Here is an 18,546-nt window from a genome sequence, read left to right as displayed (position 1 = left end):
CAAGTTTTCGCAAGGCCCAAGCCTGAGTATATTCCTGGGGCACTGCGCCATGTAAGCGGACATGGCGCAATAAGGCATCTGAATGTCAGTTGCTCGGGACGTCGGTATCGCGCTTGCGCTTGTTGCCCATGCGCACGCCAATGTCCATCAGGAACTGGAAAAAGCCTTCCTGGTCTTCCAGCACGTTGCTCCAGAACGGCGAGTGATACAGCGCCACCGCGCCGTGCACCAACGCCCAGGCCGCGCAGTAATGGAAATAAGGCGGCACGTCTTCGAGCTTGCCTTCGCTGATCCGCCCCTTGATCAGCAGGGTCAGGCGTTCGAAGTTCGAGGCGCGGATCTTGTGCAGCTCCTCGACCATCTCCGGCACCTGATTGCCCTTGACCACCTTCTCTTCCAGGCGATCGAACAAGCGGTAGCGTTGCGGGTCGCGCATGCGAAACTCGAAGTAGGCCCGCGACAGGGCCTCCTTGTCCTTGTCCACATCGGCCGAATGCAGCAACTCGTTCAAATCGCGCTCGTAATCGAGCATCAGGCGCAGGTAGATCTCCGCCTTGGATTTGAAATGTTTATAAATCGTGCCTTTGCCGATACCCACGGCATCCGCAATCATCTCGACGGTGACACTGTCTTCACCCTGGTCGAGGAACAACTTGAGCGCGGTGTCGAGAATTTCCTGCTCGCGGCGGCGAAACTCACGGACCTTACGGGGTTCTTTGTGCATAAGAAAAAGGTCTGAAGGGTCAAAATTCGAAGCCGGGTATTATGCCTAACTTACGCAAAAATGCACGGATCATCCGTTCTCGGCCACAGTTCTTCGGAAAACCGTGCAGGCCAGGCTTCCCGCTTTTCGCTCCAACACGCCGTCCTGGCAAGCCTTGGCGACAGTGAGAACTTATCCGAAGCGAGCGTATTCCAAATTTGTTTAAAAACCACCCTGCCCAGACTGGACGCGTGGGGATACTGATCAATACTTGAACTGTCGGGGCGACATCTCCCCCAAGTGACGCACCGATAAGGGTACCAATGGACCGCGTGCCTTTGTTTTACTCCTAATGGTCTTAACCCGGATTCACCCCCCAGAACCCGGGTTTTTTTTGCCTGAAGTTCAGGCGTGCGTCGGCCGCACGTGGGCCAGTGGAAACAATTGCTTAAAATTTTCCGTGGTCTGTTCGGCGAACCGCTCATAGGACTCACCACGCAACATCGCCAAAAACTCCGCCACCTCCCGTACGTATTGCGGAAGGTTCGGCTTGCCGCGATACGGAATCGGCGCCAGGTACGGTGAATCGGTTTCCACCAGCAGGCGATCAGCCGGCACTTTACTGGCCACGTCGCGCAGGGCGTCGGCATTGCGAAAGGTGACAATCCCGGACAAGGAAATGTAATACCCCATGTCCAGCGCCGCCTTGGCCATCTCCCAGTCTTCGGTGAAGCAATGCAGCACGCCAGCCTGGGGCAACCCAGCGTCACGCAGCAAGGCCAGGGTGTCGGCCCGGGCGCCGCGGGTGTGGATGATCACCGGTTTGCCGGTCTGACGCGCGGCCTCCAGGTGCAGCCGGAACGAGGCCTGCTGGACCTCGGCGGCTTCCGGCTCGTAGTGATAGTCCAGGCCGGTTTCGCCAATGGCGACCACCCGTGGGTGATCGAGCTCTCGTAGCAGCCAGTCAAGGGCCGGTGCGGCATCGGGCTGGACATCCAGTGGATGGATACCGACCGAACAATCGACATCCGCATAACGTTCAGCCAGCGCCTTGACGTCGGCGGCGTTGTCGGCACTGACACCGATGCACAGGAAGTGTCCGACGCCCCGCTGGCGGGCAGCGTCCAGCGCAGCGTCCAGGGAGCCGTCATGGGCAGCGAGGTCGAGACGGTCAAGGTGGCAATGGGAATCTACAAGCATAGAGGGCTGGGCTACATCGTATGGGTGGGACGGTCGGACTTCAGGGTTCCGGCCAGGTGGGTTTCGATCTGATTGCGGGCCACATTGTCGCCGTCATTGAACTGCACGCCAACGCCAGCGGCCCGGTTACCCTGGGCACCTTTGGGGGTCATCCAGATCACCTTGCCGGCGACCGGGATCTTCTCTGGTTCATCCATCAGGCTCAACAGCATGAACACTTCATCGCCCAGGCGATAATTCTTGTTGGTGGGAATGAACAGGCCGCCATTCTTGATGAAGGGCATGTAGGCGGCGTAAAGCACCGACTTGTCCTTGATCGTCAGGGACAGGATGCCGTTGCGTGGCCCGGGACTGACAGGTTCGTTCATGCTGATCTCCCGCTACGATTGAGCAGAGTCTAGTCAGTTTTGACCAGGCAGACTCGCCCACTGCACCAACAGCGCCTCGAGCAACAGCACCCGATTGAGGTTCGCCTTGCTCAACACCTTTTGCCGTTGGGCAAGAATCCAGTCCTGAATGTTCAAGATTTTGTCCTGGCTGCTTTTTTGCGCCAGGTATTGGATCACCTTGCGCATGTCCGCCAACCCGAGGCCCGCTTCGTCCTCGGTGAGTTGGTAGCGCAGGATCAGGCTCGACCAGTCGCAGAACCAGTCAAACAGCAACAGCAATGGGATGGCATTCCAACCTTCAGCCAGTTGCGTGGGGGATTGCTGCTGCTTGAGCAGTTTTTTCACACCGTCCACTACCAGCGCCCGCTGCTCGCGCACGCCCTGGGCTTGAAGACTGACAGCCGCCAGGGGCGAACCGGCAGCGAGGGTCAGCAACTCGACACGCTCTTCATCAGAGTTGTCAGGCAGAGCCTGGGCCAGCCACTGCAAACTCATCGCCTCACTCGGCAGCGGGCAAGCCTGCTGCACGCAACGGCTCTTGATGGTCGCCAGCAAGCGACTCGGCTGATGGCTGACCAGCAACAGCACGGTGTCGCCGGAGGGCTCTTCGAGACTCTTGAGCAGGGCGTTGGCGGCGTTGATGTTCATCGACTCGACTGGCTCGATCAGCACCACTTTGCGCCCGCCCATTTGTGCGGTCTGGACCACGAAACTGACCAAATCACGCACCTGGTCGACCTTGATCGCCTTGTCCGCTTCCTCCGGCTCCAACACGTAATTGTCCGGATGGCTGCCCGCCTTGAGCAGCAGGCAGGACTTGCATTCACCACAAGCGTTCGCGGCACCCGGACGCTGGCACAGCAGGCTGGCCATCAGGCGTTCGGCCAGCGCGCGCTTGCCGATGCCGGCCGGACCGTGCAGCAGATAGGCATGGGCATGCTGGGCACGACCGGCCAGTTGCTGCCAGAGCCCCTCCTGCCATGGGTAGGCTTCAGCCACGGGCACGCTCCAGCAAACGTGGCAGCAAGCCGTCCAGGGACTGCTGGACCTGCATCAACGGCTGAGCGGCATCGATCAATAAGTAACGGGCTGGATCGGCCTTGGCGCGACTCAGGAAGGCATTGCGTACCGCGTTGAAAAACGCCTGGCCCTCGAGCTCGAAACGATCCAGCCGGCCACGGGCGCTGGCGCGGGCCAGGCCAATTTCCACCGGCAGATCGAACACCAGGGTCAGGTCAGGCCGCAGCTCACCCTGGACGAAGGTCTCCAGCGCGGCGATGCGCTCCAGGGACAAGCCCCGGCCACCGCCCTGATAGGCGTAGGTCGAATCGGTAAAACGATCGCAGAGCACCACCGCGCCACGGGCCAGCGCAGGGCGAATCACTTCGGCCAAGTGCTGCGCACGGGCCGCGAACACCAGCAACAGCTCGGTGTCAGGGTTCATGACTTCTTCGACCGGCGCCAACAGCACTTCGCGAATCCGCTCGGCCAACGGCGTACCGCCAGGTTCACGGGTCAGTACCACCTCAAGGCCGGCAGCCCGCAGGCGTTCGGCCAGGTATTCGCGGTTGGTGCTCTTGCCGGCGCCCTCGGGGCCTTCCAGCGTTATAAACAAGCCAGTCACGGGCGATCCTTAATCAAAGTCATTGCGGGCTCGGCGGCTCGCTGGCATTCGGTTCGGGTGCAGGTTGCTGTTCAGGTACTTCGGGCGACGGCGCGGGAATCGGCACCTGCTCGTCCGGCGTGCCCGGAGCCGGGCTGGAACGGTAATCGGCGCGGCGCTTGAGCTGAAACTCACGCACCGCGTTGTTGTGCGATTCCAGGTCATCGGAGAACACATGGCTGCCATCACCGCGGGCGACAAAGTAAAGGCTGTTGCCCGACACCGGGTTCAACGCGGCATGAATCGCTTCGCGCCCCACCATCGCAATCGGCGTGGGCGGCAGGCCTGGAATCAAATAGGTGTTGTACGGATTTTCTTCTCTCAGGTGGGCACGGGTGAGTTTGCCGGTGTAGCGCTCGCCCAGGCCGTAGATCACCGTAGGGTCGGTTTGCAGCAGCATGCCCAGGCGCATGCGGCGCACGAATACACCAGCGATCTGCCCGCGTTCCTGGGGCACACCGGTTTCCTTTTCCACCAGGGACGCCATGATCAGCGCCTGGTAGGGCTGGGTGTAAGGCAGATCGGTGGCACGCTGGGCCCACTCTTTGGCAAGCACGTCTTCCAGCCGGGCATAGGCTTTTTCCAGCAGATCGGCATCCGAGGTTCCGCGCACGAAGCGATAGGTGTCCGGGAAGAACCGACCTTCGGGAAATACCCCGGAATGGCCAAGACGCTCCATCACCTGGCTGTCGCTCAGGCCAGCGAGGGTCTGCTGGAGTTTTTCATCCTTGGCCAGCGCCGCGCGGACCTGACGAAAATTCCAGCCTTCCACCAGGGTCACGCTGTACTGCACCACTTCGCCGCGCTTCCAGACGTCGATCAGGCCTTGCATCGTCATGCCCGGCACCATCCGGTATTCACCGGAGTGCAATGGCTGGTCGGCGAGATTGAAGCGCCAATAGACTCGCAGCCAAAAGGCGTCCTTGATCAGGCCGTCGGCTTCGAGGCGTTTGAGGGTTCCAGTCGGGGTGGTCCCGTTGGGCACGTCCAGCAATTCTTCCTGGGTGATATTCAGCGGCTGTTGCAGCGCCGAATAAATCTTCCAGGCCGAAGCGCCCAACAACAGCCCTGCCAGAACCAGTCCGGTTTCCAGCAGCAGCAAGAATTTACGTCTCACGAATCAAACATCCAATAGCGCGCGGGCAAGGGTCTGCAGTTTACGGGTGAGCGGCCCAACCGACCAGCGCGCCGAACCACATGTGTGCACTGGCCACACGCCATAGACGCTGTTGCAGACGAAGACTTCATCGGCCTGGTGCAGCTGTTCAAGGCGAATGTCGGTGATTTGCGTGGCGATACCTTGAGACTCGGCTTGAAACAATAATTCTGCGCGCATCACGCCGGCCACGCCGCAGCGGCTCAGATCCGCCGTGATCAACACGCCATCGCGCACCAGGAACAGGTTACTGAAGACCCCTTCGATGACCCGCCCGGATGTATCCAGCATCAAGCCTTCGGCATGTTCCGAGTCGTTCCATTCGGCGCGGGCCAGCACTTGTTCAAGGCGATTGAGGTGCTTGAGGCCGGCAAGCAAGGGCTGCTCCGACAGGCGCACGGTGCAAGGAAACAGGCGAACACCTTGTTCGGCATGTGCAGCAGGATAAGCGGCCGGCGGGTTCCCTTGCAGGATGCGTCGGGCCGGGGCCGAGGGATCAGCAGCATAACCGCGCTGGCTGTCGCCACGCGTGACGATCAGCTTCAGCACGCCGTTGCCCAGGCCTCGGGCGTAGGTGCTCAGTTCAGCGCTCAAGTCGTTCAGGTCGACCTTGAGCGCCAACCGCCGGCAGCCCGCTTCCAGGCGCTGCAGATGACGCGCCAGCAACACCGGCTCGCCCTCATGCACGGCGATGGTTTCAAACAGCCCATCACCGTAAGCCAGGCCGCGATTTTTCAGCGACAGGACGTCGGCCGGCTGACCGTCGACCCAGCTTTCCATCAACCGGCGAACCGGCGGAACACCAGCGAGCCATTGGTCCCACCAAAACCGAAGGAGTTGGATAGCACCACATCGATGTCCATGCTGCGGGCCGTGTGTGGCACGAAGTCCAAGTCACAGCCTTCATCCGGCTCATCGAGGTTGATGGTTGGCGGTGCCACCTGGCTGTTAATCGCCAAGACACTGAAGATCGCCTCCACCGCACCTGCGGCGCCCAACAGGTGACCAGTCATGGACTTGGTCGAGCTGACGGCCAGCTTGTAAGCGTGATCGCCGAACACCGTCTTGATCGCCTGGGCTTCGGCCAGGTCGCCCGCCGGGGTGGAAGTGCCGTGGGCATTGATGTACTGCACCTGCTCGCCGTTGAGTTTCGCGTCACGCAAGGCGTTGGCGATACAACGGGCAGCACCTGCGCCATCAGCCGGTGGCGACGTCATGTGGTAGGCGTCGCCGCTGGTACCAAAACCGATCAGTTCGGCATAGATGGTCGCGCCACGTGCCTTGGCGTGCTCCAGCTCTTCGAGTACCAACGCACCGGCACCGTCGGACAGCACGAAGCCATCACGCCCCTTGTCCCATGGGCGGCTCGCCCGGGCCGGTTCGTCGTTGCGGGTCGACAACGCACGGGACGCACCAAAGCCCCCCATGCCCAAACCGCAAGCGGCCATCTCGGCGCCACCGGCAATCATCACGTCGGCTTCGTCGTACATGATGTTACGCGCGGCCATGCCGATGCAGTGAGTGCCAGTGGTGCACGCCGTGGCAATGGCGTAGTTAGGTCCCTGCGCCCCCAGATGGATGGACAGGAAACCGGAAATCATATTGATGATCGAGCCCGGCACAAAGAACGGAGAGATCCGTCGCGGCCCCGACTCGTGCAGCGTGCGGCTGGTTTCTTCGATATTGGTCAAACCGCCAATGCCCGAGCCCATGGCCACGCCGATGCGTTCACGGTTGGCGTCGGTGACTTCCAGACCGGCGTTACGCACCGCCTGGAAACCGGCTGCCAGGCCGTATTGAATGAACAGGTCAAGCTTGCGGGCTTCCTTGACCGACAGGTATTCCTCGACATTGAAGCCCTTTACCGAGCCGCCAAAACGGGTGGAATAGGCAGAAAGGTCAGTGTGTTCGATCAGACCAATGCCACTGCGGCCAGCCAGAATGCCCTGCCAGCTGCTCGGCACATCCGTGCCCAGTGGCGATAACATACCCATACCGGTGACTACGACGCGTCTACGCGACACAGCACTCTCCTTTTTCTAATGACGACTTTGCATCAGGCCTAAAGAAAAAACCGCACGCCGTGATGGCAGTGCGGTTTTTCCATGACAGCTAGCGACGACTAAAAACGATTACGCCTGATGGTTGGTAACGTAGTCGATAGCAGCTTGTACAGTAGTGATCTTCTCAGCTTCTTCGTCAGGAATCTCGGTCTCGAATTCCTCTTCCAGAGCCATCACCAGCTCAACGGTGTCAAGGGAGTCGGCACCCAGGTCTTCAACGAAGGAAGCGGTGTTCACAACTTCTTCTTCTTTAACGCCCAGTTGCTCGGCAACGATTTTCTTGACGCGCTCTTCGATGGTGCTCATACCTTGTTTTCACTCCTAATGGACAAATTCAGGCAGCTGGCCGGTGGGTAAGTGTATAGAAGAACTTTTCGGTTTTTCAACCGAAAGCTTCACTCCTCAAACCCTGCGGCCCGCCGTCTATAAATTGATTGCAGCTTTATAACGGATTTTAGACAGCTCGTATGACATTTTTTTGAAGCGATCCGTCACATTTAACTCATGTACATCCCGCCGTTTACCGGGATTGTAGCCCCGGTCACGTATGCCGCACCGTCTGACGCAAGAAAAGCGACCACAGACGCGATTTCTTGAGCTTGCCCCAGACGACCCAGCGGAATTTGTGTCAGCAAGGCTTCACGTTGCGCCTCTGGCAGTTCACGGGTCATGTCGGTGTCGATAAAGCCCGGGGCTACCGAGTTTACCGTAATCGAGCGCGAACCCACTTCACGCGCCAGTGCACGGCTGAAACCTTCCAGGCCGGCTTTAGCCGCAGCATAGTTTACTTGGCCTGCGTTGCCCATGGCACCCACAACCGAACCGATACTGATAATTCGCCCCCAACGAGCCTTGGTCATGCCACGCAGAACGCCCTTGGACAGCCGGTACAGGCTGTTCAGGTTGGTGTCGATCACGTCGAACCATTCGTCATCTTTCATGCGCATCATCAGGTTATCGCGGGTGATACCTGCATTATTGACCAGGATCGCCGGCGCGCCGAACTGCTCCTGAATGCTGGCCAGCACCGCCGCAACGGATTCGTCGCTGGTGACATTCAGTTCCAGACCGGTGCCTTGAATGTCGTTTTCCTTCAGGGTTGCGGCGATGCGCTCAGCGCCCGAAGCGGAAGTCGCGGTACCAACAACGATGGCACCTTGACGACCCAATTCCAGGGCAATGGCCTGGCCGATGCCGCGGCTTGCACCGGTCACCAGTGCAACTTTACCTTGCAGACTCATGCAAGCTTCTCCTGTTCAGGCCTGCGCTGCACGGGTGGCAGCGAAAGCGTCTGGGGTATTGAGGTTGGAAGTCGACACGCCTTCGGCGCAGCGTTTGTTCAGGCCGGCCAGCACTTTACCAGGACCGCACTCGACCAGTTCGGTCGCGCCCTTGGCTGCCAGGGTCTGCACCGATTCGACCCAACGAACCGGTTTGTAGAGTTGTTCCAGCAGATCGCGCTTGAGGGTTTCGAGATCCGGCGCCACGTTGGCGCTGACGTTCTGCACCACGGGAATCTGCGGAACCTGCCAATCGATGGCGGCGATGGACTCGGCAAAACGCTCGGCGGCCGGACGCATCAGCTCACAGTGCGACGGCACGCTGACCGGCAGCGGCATGGCGCGCTTGGCACCACGAGCCTTGCAACCTTCGATAGCGCGCTCGACAGCAGCCTTGGCACCGGCGATCACCACCTGGCCCGGCGAGTTGAAGTTCACCGCACTGACCACATCGCCTTGCGCCGCTTCGGCACAGGCCGCCAGCACATCAGCGTCTTCCAGGCCGAGGATCGCGGCCATGCCGCCCTGCCCGGCCGGAACGGCCTCCTGCATCAACTGGCCACGACGCTCCACCAGCTTCACCGCGTCGCCCAGGCTCAGGCTGCCAGCGGCCACGAGGGCGCTGTATTCGCCCAAGCTATGACCGGCGACGAACGCAGGGCGCGCACCACCTTCAGCCAGCCACAGGCGCCAGAGCGCGATCGAGGCGGTCAGGATGGCCGGCTGGGTTTTATCGGTTTGATTGAGCTGCTCTTCCGGCCCTTGCTGGGTCAGTGCCCACAAGTCATAACCGAGAGCATCGGAAGCTTCTTTGAATGTTTCGAGGATCAGCGGGTATTGCGCGCCCAGCTCGGCCAGCATGCCGAGGGACTGCGAGCCCTGTCCTGGAAAGACGAATGCGAGGGAAGCAGACATGAAAACAAAGCCCCTAATGATCTTGTCGTCAAAAATTGACGCCCCTGGGGGCGCTAGGAAACTGACAGTTGGATGGCCGGTTGGACCGACCGGTCACATTTAAGCATTGTCGGACGAAAACGCCTAAGTTAACAAATCTTCGAGGCGGCCATGCAGGCGCTCGGGCAAGTTTTCCTGGATTTCGATCACCGCCCGGTTAATCGCACTCTGGAAACCCTGCACGCCCGCCGAGCCATGACTCTTGATCACGATGCCCTGCAGGCCAAGGAAACTCGCCCCGTTGTGCCGCGCCGGCGCCAGGTCCGCCTGCAGCCGTCGCATCAAAGGCAACGCCAGCGCACCCACCACCCGCGAAGCCAGACTCTGCCGGAACAAGCTTTCGATGCGCGCACCGATCATGGTCGCCAGGCCTTCGCTGGACTTGAGCAGGATATTGCCGACAAAGCCGTCACACACCACCACGTCCGCCTCGCCGCGGTACAAGCCATCACCTTCGACGAAGCCGATGTAATTGATACCACGCGCACCCTGCAACAACGTGGCAGCCAGCTTGACCTGCTGGTTACCCTTGATGTCTTCGGTGCCGATGTTCAGCAGCGCCACGCGAGGGCGCACGATGCCCAGCGTTTCCGCGGCCACCGAGCCCATCACGGCGAACTGCAACAGATGTTCGGCGCTGCAATCGACATTGGCGCCCAGATCGAGCAACTGACAAAAACCGCGCTGGGTCGGAATCGCCGCAACCATCGCCGGACGGTCGATCCCTGGCAGCGTCTTGAGTACGTAGCGCGACAGCGCCATCAGCGCACCGGTATTGCCCGCACTGACACACGCCTGGACCTTGCCATCGCGCAGCAGCTCAAGGGCCACACGCATCGAGGCGTCAGGTTTGCCACGCAGGGCCTGGGCCGGCTTTTCGTCCATGGTGATGACTTCGGACGCCGGAGTGATTGTCAGGCGCGCACGATCCACAGCCGATTGGCCGTTGAGCATTTCTTCCAGAAGAGAGGGTTGACCGACGAGGGTCAGGTGCAGCGAGGGCGTAGCATTCAGACAAGCAAGGCTGGCCTGAACAATGCTGCGGGGACCGAAGTCCCCGCCCATTGCGTCAATCGCGATGACTTGAGCGGACAAGGATTACTCGTCAGCGCCCTTGTCGATCACTTTGCGACCACGGTATACGCCTTCTGGCGATACGTGGTGACGCAGGTGAACTTCACCGGTGGTTTTTTCTACAGACAGGGTGCTAGCCTCAAGAGCGTCGTGCGAACGGCGCATGTCACGGGCAGAGCGGGATTTTTTGTTCTGCTGAACAGCCATAATTGATTAACTCCTAAACGTTTGGGTCACGCTTTAACTGCGCCAATACACTGAACGGGTTGGACCGCGTTACCTCGTCCTCGCTCGGTTCGGGCTCATCTGCTCCCGCCGGCTGCTGGCATTCTTCCGGATGATGAGCAGGCACAATGGGCAAGGCGAGCAGAAGCTCCTCCTCGATCAGTGACTGCAGATCCAATGGATCTTCGCCCAGTTCCAGCACGTCATAACCTTTCGGCAACGACTGGGTATTCGCACCCTCCTTCACCACGGCGTAACTGCATTCGCTGTGGATCGGCAGGGTGACCAGCTCAAGACAACGCTGGCAAACCATTTTGACTTCAGTGTCGATAAAGCTGTGGATTACCACAGATTTACGTTCATCTCGTTCAAAAACGAATTTGGCCTGGACCGTACCGACATCGTCGGAAAGCGGGTCGCAGAGTCTCTTCAAATTGGCCAGCAGCAGTTCACCTTGAAGGGTGGTGCCACGATCAGCCAATTTGCGCGGGTCAACGTGAGGTGGAATCGGGTCATTCAACATAGGCGCAGCATTATAGGGATGCACCCAGCCATGTCAAAGGAAATTCAGCCCTGTCCGTTACTTGCGTGCCTCGCTAGAATTCGACCCTGCCTTTTGGAGATGCCCATGCTGCCTTTATTACTTGCCTCCAGCTCGGTCTATCGGCGCGAATTACTCGCCCGCCTGGGACTGCCGTTCGTCTGCAGCTCGCCGGACATCGACGAAAGCCATCGTCCCGGCGAGCCCGCCATCGAGCTGGTAAAACGCCTCTCCCGGGAAAAAGCCCTCGCACTGGCCAGCAGCCACCCTGCCCACCTGATCATCGGATCGGACCAGGTCGCCGTGCTCGGCGAGCGCGTCCTGGGCAAGCCTCACACCTTCGAGAACGCCCGCGAACAACTGCTGGCCGCCAGCGGCGCTCAAGTCACGTTCCTGACCGGCCTGGCGCTGCTCAACAGCCAGACCGGTGCCTGCCAGGTCGACTGCGTTCCGTTTACCGTGAATATGCGCTTGCTGGACCCGGAACGGGTCGAGCGTTACCTGCTGGCCGAGCAACCCTACGACTGCGCCGGCAGCTTCAAGGCCGAGGGACTGGGCGTAAGCCTGTTCCAGAGCACCGAAGGCCCGGACGCCACCAGCCTGGTTGGCCTGCCACTGATTCGCCTTGTGGATATGTTGCTGGCCGAGGGCGTACCGGTGCCTTGAGCCGAAACCTCGCTACAGGGGACGGCATCAGCCCTCCCCTGCACTCAAGCCCCAAGACAATCAGCGCAACGCTGGCCCCTGGAACCCCATCCACATCGCCAGGTGCTCGGCAATGCTGGCGCCCAGCTTTTTCGAGAAGCGGTCAATCGGCGACTCTTCGATGGTGAAATCCACCAACTCCTTCTCGCCAATCACATCCCGAGCCACCGAACTGGCACTGCCCAATCCGTCGATCAGCCCCAGCGGTAACGCCTGTTCGCCAGACCAGACCAGGCCGGAGAACAGCTCTGGATGCTCCTTGTCTTTCAGCCGTTCGCCCCTGCCTTTCTTGACGCTGGCGATGAACTGTTTATGGGTAGTGTCGAGCACGCCCTGCCAGAACACCGTTTCCTCAGGCTTTTGCGGCTGGAACGGATCAAGGAAGGATTTGTGCTCGCCCGCGGTATAGACCCGGCGCTCCACCCCAAGCTTGTCCAGCGTCTCGACGAAACCATAACCCGCTGCCGTCACACCAATGGAACCCACCAGGCTGGCCTTGTCGGCATAGATCTGATCCGCCGCACTGGCGATGTAATAGGCACCGGAGGCGCCGAGATCGGAAATCACCGCGTAGACCTTGATATCCGGATGCGCAGCACGCAAGCGGACGATTTCGTCATAGACGTAGCCAGCCTGCACCGGGCTGCCGCCCGGACTGTTGATGCGCAGCACCACCCCTTTGACTTTCGAATCTTCGAACGCAGCCCGCAGACTGCCAATGATGTTGTCCGCGCTGGCCACTTCCTTGTCGGCAATCATGCCCTCGATGTCGATGACCGCCGTATAGGCCGCACCACCTCCCGGACTCTTCTTCCCATCAAGCGCCTGGAAAATCATCGCCAAGCCGAAAAACAGATAAATGAAGACCAGGCACTTGAAGAAGATCCCCCAGCGGCGCGCACGACGCTGTTCCTCCACCCCGGCCAACAAGGTTTTTTCCAGCAATTTCCAGCTCTTATCGTCACCGTTGTCAGCGCTCGCCTTGGCCGGTGCCTTCCATTCATCGGTCATACATGCATCCTCAACAGACTTTAATCGGTGCGCCGGCTCAGCCAGGCGTGCAATTCAGGAAAATGGTCGATCGCCAGTCGCGGCTCGAATGCCCGGAGCGCCTCGATGGACTGCGCGCCATAGCTCACAGCCACCGACCCCATGCCGGCGTTGCGCGCCATTTGCAGATCGAACGACGAGTCCCCCACCATCAATGCCTGCTCCGGTCGCATCTCGCAATGCGCAAGTATCTGCTCGAGCATCAGCGGATGCGGCTTGCTGGCGGTTTCATCCGCCGCACGAGTGATATCGAAATAATCGTCCCAACCATGGGATTTCAGTACCCGATCCAACCCACGACGAGCCTTGCCGGTCGCGACAGCCAAGTGATAACCCTCGGCTCGCAGGACTTCAAGGGTGTTGACCACACCGTCGAACAAGGGCGAAGGCTCAGCCTCCAGCGCAATGTAATGATCGGCGTAATGCTGGCGAAAAACCACCAACTCATCGTCACCGATCTCCGGATACAAGCTACGAATCGCTTCTGGCAAACCCAGGCCAATGATGCCTTTGACTGCAAAGTCATCACATCGGGCAAACCCGGTACGATCCGACGCGACATGCATCGACTCCACGATCCGACCTATGGAATTGGCCAGAGTGCCGTCCCAATCGAAAATCAGCAGCTTGTAGTCAGGATGCACTCAACCGCTCCACGGTCTTGGCCCACATATCATCCACAGGGGCCTGCAATTTCAGTTCACCGCCGTCGGGCAGCGGCACGGTGAGCATGTAGGCATGGAGGAACAGGCGTTTTCCGCCCAGATCACGGATTTCCTTGGTGAAATCGTCATCGCCGTATTTGCTGTCGCCAGCAATGCAATGCCCGGCATGCAGGGTGTGGACGCGGATCTGGTGAGTACGGCCCGTCACCGGCTTGGCCTCGACCATGGTGGCGAAGTCACCGAAGCGGCGCAGCACCTTGAACACCGTGAGCGCCTCCTTGCCCTCTTCGTTGACTTCCACCATGCGCTCGCCGGAACGCAGGTTGCTCTTGAGCAACGGCGCACGAACCTGCTTGATGGATGTGTCCCAGCGACCGCGCACCAGCGCCATGTAGCGCTTGTCAACGCCATCACCGCGCAACTGCTCGTGCAAATGACGCAGCATGCTGCGCTTCTTGGCGATCATCAGCAGGCCAGAGGTGTCGCGGTCCAGGCGATGGACCAGCTCCAGTTCCTTGGCATCGGGACGCAACTGACGAAAGGCTTCGATCACGCCGAAATTCAGCCCGCTGCCGCCGTGAACCGCAATGCCTGCGGGCTTGTTGATCACGATCAGGGCTTTGTCTTCGAAGACGATCGAGGCCTCGAGACGCTGCAGCAGGCCTTGGGCCAGGGGCACCGGCTCATCGCGTTCAGGCACGCGAACCGGCGGCACGCGCACGATATCGCCCGCCTGGAGCTTGTATTCGGGCTTGATCCGACCTTTGTTCACCCGCACTTCGCCTTTGCGCAAAATGCGGTAGATCAAGGTCTTGGGCACGCCTTTGAGTCGGGCCAGCAGGAAGTTATCGATTCGTTGGCCGGCATATTCCGGCGAGACCTCGAGCAGTTGAACGCCAGGGGTCGAAGGGGCAGTAGTCGTCATGGCGGCGATCATAACAATTTTTTATGGAATTGAAGCACTTAATCATTGCTGCTATAGTCGCGAACGCCGCCAAAAGTGGCTGGACAGCGGACTAACGGTCAAAAACCGGCCCTGACCAACGCAATTCACGAGGACGAGAGGCCGTCCTACGGGGCTTTCGCTACGTAACGGTAGAGTTTGCAGGTGTAACGAGCGCAGGTGACATGAGGCCTGAAATACGCGGCAAAGCAGAGTTTTGACTCGCCTTGCGCGCCACATTCACGGCCAGTTCACAAAGTGCAGTCAGCTACGAACGACCCCGAGCGAGAGCTTCGGAAACAACGCCTAAATTAGCCATGATGCGTGACCTCCCCTTTCGGAGCTCACGGTAAATGCCAACCCGCTGCGGATTCTGCGCGCGGCAGCACCCGATTATCAGGGATACGTGTAGGGTGGAGATGTACAACCGTCGGACTGTGTAGCACTAGGCTTATATTTAGACGCTTCATCTCGTCCACAGGCGCCGGTTGATTCCTCCTCCTGACTGAGTGCTTGAGTACCAGCAAGCAGGACGCGTCCGTCGCGACTTCGCCATCATTGGGTCGAACTCGCTGGACACTGGAATGGCCCTGCCACTTCCAGGACGCACCTGACACCGACCGTGAGAAGTCGTGTGTGCCGAACGCCGTTTCCGGCAGCCCGGAAACCGACGGTACTACATGAAAAGAATGCTGATTAACGCAACTCAACCCGAAGAGTTGCGTGTTGCACTGGTAGACGGCCAGCGCCTCTACGACCTGGATATCGAATCCGGTGCACGCGAGCAGAAGAAGGCCAACATCTATAAAGGCCGGATTACTCGCATCGAACCAAGCCTTGAGGCTGCCTTTGTCGATTTCGGCTCCGAGCGCCACGGCTTCCTGCCCCTCAAAGAAATCTCCCGCGAGTACTTCAAGAAAGCCCCTGAAGGCCGCGTCAACATCAAGGACGTCCTGAGCGAAGGCCAGGAAGTCATCGTTCAGGTCGAAAAAGAAGAACGTGGCAACAAGGGCGCAGCCCTGACCACCTTCATCAGCCTGGCCGGTCGTTACCTGGTCCTGATGCCGAACAACCCGCGTGCCGGCGGCATCTCCCGCCGCATTGAAGGCGAAGAGCGCAACGAACTGCGTGAAGCCCTGAACGGCCTGGTCGCACCGGCTGACATGGGTCTGATCGTGCGCACTGCCGGCCTTGGCCGCAGCAGCGAAGAAATGCAGTGGGACCTCGATTACCTGCTGCAACTGTGGACCGCCATCAAAGAAGCCTCGCTGGATCGCTCCGCGCCGTTCCTGATCTATCAGGAAAGCAACGTGATCATCCGCGCCATCCGCGATTACCTGCGCCAGGACATCGGTGAAGTGCTGATCGACAGCGTCGAAGCCCAGGACGAAGCCCTGACCTTCATTCGCCAGGTGATGCCGCAGTACGCCAGCAAGATCAAGCTCTACGAAGACAGCGTTCCGCTGTTCAACCGTTTCCAGATCGAAAGCCAGATCGAGACCGCTTTCCAGCGCGTCGTCGAACTGCCGTCCGGCGGCTCCATCGTCATCGATCCGACCGAAGCCCTGGTGTCCATCGACATCAACTCGGCGCGCGCCACCAAAGGCAGCGACATCGAAGAAACCGCCCTGCAGACCAACCTTGAAGCCGCCGAAGAAATCGCCCGTCAGTTGCGCCTGCGCGACATCGGCGGCCTGATCGTCATCGACTTCATCGACATGACCCCGGCCAAGAACCAGCGCGCCGTGGAAGAAAAAGTCCGCGAATGCCTGGAAGCTGACCGCGCTCGCGTACAGGTCGGCCGCATCTCGCGCTTCGGCCTGCTGGAAATGTCCCGTCAGCGCCTGCGTCCATCCCTGGGCGAAAGCAGCGGCATCGTCTGCCCTCGCTGCAACGGCACCGGCATCATTCGTGACGTCGAATCGCTGTCCCTGGCGATCCTGCGCCTGATCGAAGAAGAAGCCCTGAAAGACCGCACCGCCGAAGTTCGCGCCCAAGTGCCGATCCCGGTAGCCGCGTTCCTGCTCAACGAAAAACGTAACTCGATCACCAAGATCGAACTGCGCACCCGGGCCCGCATCGTCATCCTGCCGAACGATCACCTCGAGACACCGCACTTCGAAGTGCAGCGCCTGCGCGATGACAGCCCGGAAGCCCACACCAACCAGTCCAGCTACGAAATCGCTGCTGCCGCTGCCGAAGTGGAAGAAGTCCAGCCGGCCGCCGCTACCCGCACCCTGGTTCGCCAGGAAGCAGCGGTCAAGACTGCCCCGGCTCGCGCCAACGCTCCGGTTCCGACCGAAGTCGCCGCTCCGGTTGCCGCCCCGTCCGCCGTGCCTGAGCCAAGCCTGTTCAAAGGCCTGGTGAAGTCGCTGGTCAGCCTGTTCGCCACCAAGGAGGAGCCAGCAGCGCCAGCCGTTGTCGCCAAGCCGGCCACTACCGAGCGTCCAGCCCGCAACGAGGAGCGCCGTAACGGTCGCCAGCAGACTCGCAACCGCAACGGTCGTCGTGACGAAGAGCGCAAGCCCCGCGAGGAACGTGCACCGCGTGAAGAGCGCGCGCCACGTGAGCCGCGTGAAGAACGCCAGCCTCGCGAAGCCCGTGAGGAAGCGCCAGCCGTAGCCCGCGAAGAACGCGCACCGCGTCCGCCGCGTGAAGAACGTCAGCCGCGCGCACCGCGTGAAGATCGCAAGCCACGTGGCGAACGCGAAGAACGTGTTCGCGAACTGCGCGAACCACTGGATGCCGCCCCGGCCGCTGCTGCCGTTGCTGCTACCACCGCTGAAGAGCGTCCGGCCCGCCAGCCTCGCGAAGAACGCGCACCGCGTCCTCCTCGTGAAGAACGTCAGCCACGCGCCGAGCAGGCAGCCGCCGCTGCCAGCGAAGAAGAAGTGCTGAACAGCGAAGAGCAACTGCAGGAAGACGGCCAGGACACCGCCGAAGGCGATCGTCCACGCCGCCGTTCCCGTGGCCAGCGTCGTCGCAGCAACCGTCGTGAGCGTCAGCGCGACGCCAACGGCAACGTGATCGAAGGTTCGGAAGAGTCCGAATCCACCGAGAACGCCGAAGCGCCAAGCGCTGCCGACCTGGCTGCCGGCCTGGCCGTGACTGCGGCAGTTGCCAGCAGCACAATCAGCGCCCCTGCTGAAGCCCAAGCCAATGAGCAGGCCGAACGCGCTACCGCTGTAGTGGAAAACGCACCGGTTGAAGCGCCTGTGGTCGAAGCCACTACTCCATTAGAAGCCACCGCCTCGCCAGAAGTGGAACTGGCACCGGTACGTGAAGCCCAGCCTGAAGCCGAAACTGCCGCCGAGTCTGCACCGGTCGTCGAGCAGCCTGTGCTGGCCGCTGAGCCTGCATTTGAAGCACCGGCCGAGGAAAAAGCACCAGAGCCTGCCCGTGAAGAGCAGACGGCGTTCAACTGGACCGCAGAGCCCGTTGCACCGGCACCTGTTGTCGAGCCTGAACCGACCCCAGAGCCAGTGAAAGCGATCGAACCCGTCGTGGTCGAGCCTGCTCCAGTGGTCGAAGCGCCTGTGGTGGTTGAAGCACCAGCCCCGGTGGAAGAGCCTGCGCCTGCCAGCGCCCTGACCGCGAACGGCCGTGCGCCGAATGATCCGCGCGAAGTGCGCCGTCGCAAGCGTGAAGCCGAGCGTCTGCAGAAGGAAGCCGAACAAGCTGCCGCTGCCGCCGCTCAAGCGCCTGTCGTCGAAGCCGCTCCGATCGTGGAAGCAGTCGAGGCAGCCCCTGCCCCGGTCGCTGAAACAGCCTCTGAGCCAGCCCCGGCCGAACCGGCGCCAGTGACCGACGAGCCTCAGTACTCCGCTGAAGCTGAAGAAGTCGCACCGCGTCACATTGAAGCCTTGGAAAAAGAGCACGAGCCTAAACCTCACGCCTGATTCCATCGCCCAATAAAAAGCCCCGCCTGGTTATGC

Annotated in this window: 19 protein-coding genes; 2 read left to right on the top strand and 17 right to left on the bottom strand. The window is 60.5% G+C overall.

Annotated elements, in window-relative coordinates; translation table 11 throughout:
* Positions 1 to 85 precede the first annotated feature (85 nt).
* From ACWNZ1_RS28365 to ACWNZ1_RS28300, 14 genes are all read right to left on the bottom strand, one after another.
* Positions 86 to 724 carry a TetR/AcrR family transcriptional regulator gene (locus tag ACWNZ1_RS28365; RefSeq protein WP_060741238.1) on the bottom strand — a complete coding sequence of 213 codons (639 nt, stop codon included), beginning with the start codon at positions 722 to 724 and terminating at the stop codon, positions 86 to 88.
* 384 nt (positions 725 to 1,108) lie between these two features.
* Positions 1,109 to 1,903 (bottom strand): TatD family hydrolase, encoded by a 795-nt coding sequence (locus ACWNZ1_RS28360; protein WP_135846461.1) that lies wholly within the window; start codon positions 1,901 to 1,903, stop codon positions 1,109 to 1,111.
* A gap of 11 nt (positions 1,904 to 1,914) precedes the next feature.
* On the bottom strand, positions 1,915 to 2,271 hold the full coding sequence (locus tag ACWNZ1_RS28355; RefSeq protein WP_135846462.1) for a PilZ domain-containing protein: 357 nt from the start codon (positions 2,269 to 2,271) through the stop codon (positions 1,915 to 1,917).
* Positions 2,272 to 2,304: 33 nt separating this feature from the next.
* Positions 2,305 to 3,291, bottom strand: coding sequence for a DNA polymerase III subunit delta' (locus ACWNZ1_RS28350; protein ID WP_280944299.1), 987 nt, complete (start codon positions 3,289 to 3,291; stop codon positions 2,305 to 2,307).
* Entirely contained in the window at positions 3,284 to 3,916 is a 633-nt protein-coding gene (gene tmk, locus ACWNZ1_RS28345) for a dTMP kinase (protein WP_135846464.1), read from the bottom strand. The genes ACWNZ1_RS28350 and tmk overlap by 8 nt, the downstream gene beginning before the upstream one ends.
* A gap of 19 nt (positions 3,917 to 3,935) precedes the next feature.
* On the bottom strand, positions 3,936 to 5,072 hold the full coding sequence (mltG, locus tag ACWNZ1_RS28340; RefSeq protein WP_456028010.1) for an endolytic transglycosylase MltG: 1,137 nt from the start codon (positions 5,070 to 5,072) through the stop codon (positions 3,936 to 3,938).
* Positions 5,073 to 5,075: 3 nt separating this feature from the next.
* Positions 5,076 to 5,891: an aminodeoxychorismate lyase gene (pabC, locus tag ACWNZ1_RS28335; protein WP_280944300.1), complete on the bottom strand. Its 816-nt coding sequence runs from the start codon at positions 5,889 to 5,891 to the stop codon at positions 5,076 to 5,078.
* Positions 5,891 to 7,135 carry a beta-ketoacyl-ACP synthase II gene (fabF, locus tag ACWNZ1_RS28330; RefSeq protein ID WP_135846467.1) on the bottom strand — a complete coding sequence of 415 codons (1,245 nt, stop codon included), beginning with the start codon at positions 7,133 to 7,135 and terminating at the stop codon, positions 5,891 to 5,893. The genes pabC and fabF overlap by 1 nt, the downstream gene beginning before the upstream one ends.
* A gap of 108 nt (positions 7,136 to 7,243) precedes the next feature.
* Positions 7,244 to 7,480 carry an acyl carrier protein gene (gene acpP / locus ACWNZ1_RS28325; protein WP_003442511.1) on the bottom strand — a complete coding sequence of 79 codons (237 nt, stop codon included), beginning with the start codon at positions 7,478 to 7,480 and terminating at the stop codon, positions 7,244 to 7,246.
* A 191-nt stretch (positions 7,481 to 7,671) separates the two neighbouring features.
* On the bottom strand, positions 7,672 to 8,415 hold the full coding sequence (gene fabG, locus ACWNZ1_RS28320; protein ID WP_025214858.1) for a 3-oxoacyl-ACP reductase FabG: 744 nt from the start codon (positions 8,413 to 8,415) through the stop codon (positions 7,672 to 7,674).
* A 15-nt stretch (positions 8,416 to 8,430) separates the two neighbouring features.
* Positions 8,431 to 9,369, bottom strand: a complete 939-nt coding sequence (gene fabD / locus ACWNZ1_RS28315) for an ACP S-malonyltransferase (RefSeq protein WP_135846468.1) — start codon at positions 9,367 to 9,369, stop codon at positions 8,431 to 8,433.
* A 123-nt stretch (positions 9,370 to 9,492) separates the two neighbouring features.
* On the bottom strand, positions 9,493 to 10,503 hold the full coding sequence (plsX, locus tag ACWNZ1_RS28310; protein ID WP_135846469.1) for a phosphate acyltransferase PlsX: 1,011 nt from the start codon (positions 10,501 to 10,503) through the stop codon (positions 9,493 to 9,495).
* Between the two features lie 3 nt (positions 10,504 to 10,506).
* Complete coding sequence (rpmF, locus tag ACWNZ1_RS28305; RefSeq protein WP_003179396.1) at positions 10,507 to 10,689, bottom strand: 50S ribosomal protein L32; 183 nt, start codon at positions 10,687 to 10,689, stop codon at positions 10,507 to 10,509.
* A 13-nt stretch (positions 10,690 to 10,702) separates the two neighbouring features.
* Positions 10,703 to 11,230 carry a YceD family protein gene (locus ACWNZ1_RS28300; RefSeq protein ID WP_018613526.1) on the bottom strand — a complete coding sequence of 176 codons (528 nt, stop codon included), beginning with the start codon at positions 11,228 to 11,230 and terminating at the stop codon, positions 10,703 to 10,705.
* A gap of 105 nt (positions 11,231 to 11,335) precedes the next feature.
* Between ACWNZ1_RS28300 and ACWNZ1_RS28295 the strand changes: the two genes are divergently transcribed.
* Positions 11,336 to 11,914, top strand: coding sequence for a Maf family protein (locus ACWNZ1_RS28295; RefSeq protein ID WP_135846470.1), 579 nt, complete (start codon positions 11,336 to 11,338; stop codon positions 11,912 to 11,914).
* 60 nt (positions 11,915 to 11,974) lie between these two features.
* Here ACWNZ1_RS28295 and ACWNZ1_RS28290 read toward each other — a convergent pair whose 3' ends face one another.
* The 3 genes from ACWNZ1_RS28290 to rluC are packed head-to-tail and all read right to left on the bottom strand — an operon-like array spanning position 11,975 to position 14,593.
* A complete protein-coding gene (locus tag ACWNZ1_RS28290; RefSeq protein WP_135846471.1) occupies positions 11,975 to 12,964 on the bottom strand; it encodes a S49 family peptidase in 990 nt (329 codons plus the stop codon).
* A 20-nt stretch (positions 12,965 to 12,984) separates the two neighbouring features.
* A complete protein-coding gene (locus ACWNZ1_RS28285; protein WP_135846472.1) occupies positions 12,985 to 13,647 on the bottom strand; it encodes an HAD-IA family hydrolase in 663 nt (220 codons plus the stop codon).
* Positions 13,637 to 14,593, bottom strand: a complete 957-nt coding sequence (rluC, locus tag ACWNZ1_RS28280) for a 23S rRNA pseudouridine(955/2504/2580) synthase RluC (RefSeq protein WP_135846473.1) — start codon at positions 14,591 to 14,593, stop codon at positions 13,637 to 13,639. The genes ACWNZ1_RS28285 and rluC overlap by 11 nt, the downstream gene beginning before the upstream one ends.
* A 698-nt stretch (positions 14,594 to 15,291) precedes the next feature.
* Between rluC and rne the strand changes: the two genes are divergently transcribed.
* Positions 15,292 to 18,510 (top strand): ribonuclease E, encoded by a 3,219-nt coding sequence (gene rne, locus ACWNZ1_RS28275; protein WP_456028009.1) that lies wholly within the window; start codon positions 15,292 to 15,294, stop codon positions 18,508 to 18,510.
* The last annotated feature ends 36 nt before the right edge of the window (positions 18,511 to 18,546 follow it).

The sequence above is a fragment of the Pseudomonas sp. CFBP 5748 genome (assembly GCF_053850495.1).
This window is presented reverse-complemented; position numbering and strand designations above follow the sequence as displayed.

Bases quoted from the DNA above. Each gene is read 5' to 3' on its own strand.
- pabC (WP_280944300.1), bottom strand. From the start codon at position 5,891: ATGGAAAGCTGGGTCGACGGTCAGCCGGCCGACGTCCTGTCGCTGAAA.
- acpP (WP_003442511.1), bottom strand. From the start codon at position 7,480: ATGAGCACCATCGAAGAGCGCGTCAAGAAAATCGTTGCCGAGCAACTG.
- fabD (WP_135846468.1), bottom strand. From the start codon at position 9,369: ATGTCTGCTTCCCTCGCATTCGTCTTTCCAGGACAGGGCTCGCAGTCC.
- ACWNZ1_RS28290 (WP_135846471.1), bottom strand. From the start codon at position 12,964: ATGACCGATGAATGGAAGGCACCGGCCAAGGCGAGCGCTGACAACGGT.
- ACWNZ1_RS28295 (WP_135846470.1), top strand. From the start codon at position 11,336: ATGCTGCCTTTATTACTTGCCTCCAGCTCGGTCTATCGGCGCGAATTA.
- rluC (WP_135846473.1), bottom strand. From the start codon at position 14,593: ATGACGACTACTGCCCCTTCGACCCCTGGCGTTCAACTGCTCGAGGTC.
- rpmF (WP_003179396.1), bottom strand. From the start codon at position 10,689: ATGGCTGTTCAGCAGAACAAAAAATCCCGCTCTGCCCGTGACATGCGC.
- rne (WP_456028009.1), top strand. From the start codon at position 15,292: ATGAAAAGAATGCTGATTAACGCAACTCAACCCGAAGAGTTGCGTGTT.
- ACWNZ1_RS28300 (WP_018613526.1), bottom strand. From the start codon at position 11,230: ATGTTGAATGACCCGATTCCACCTCACGTTGACCCGCGCAAATTGGCT.
- ACWNZ1_RS28355 (WP_135846462.1), bottom strand. From the start codon at position 2,271: ATGAACGAACCTGTCAGTCCCGGGCCACGCAACGGCATCCTGTCCCTG.
- ACWNZ1_RS28365 (WP_060741238.1), bottom strand. From the start codon at position 724: ATGCACAAAGAACCCCGTAAGGTCCGTGAGTTTCGCCGCCGCGAGCAG.
- fabG (WP_025214858.1), bottom strand. From the start codon at position 8,415: ATGAGTCTGCAAGGTAAAGTTGCACTGGTGACCGGTGCAAGCCGCGGC.
- ACWNZ1_RS28360 (WP_135846461.1), bottom strand. From the start codon at position 1,903: ATGCTTGTAGATTCCCATTGCCACCTTGACCGTCTCGACCTCGCTGCC.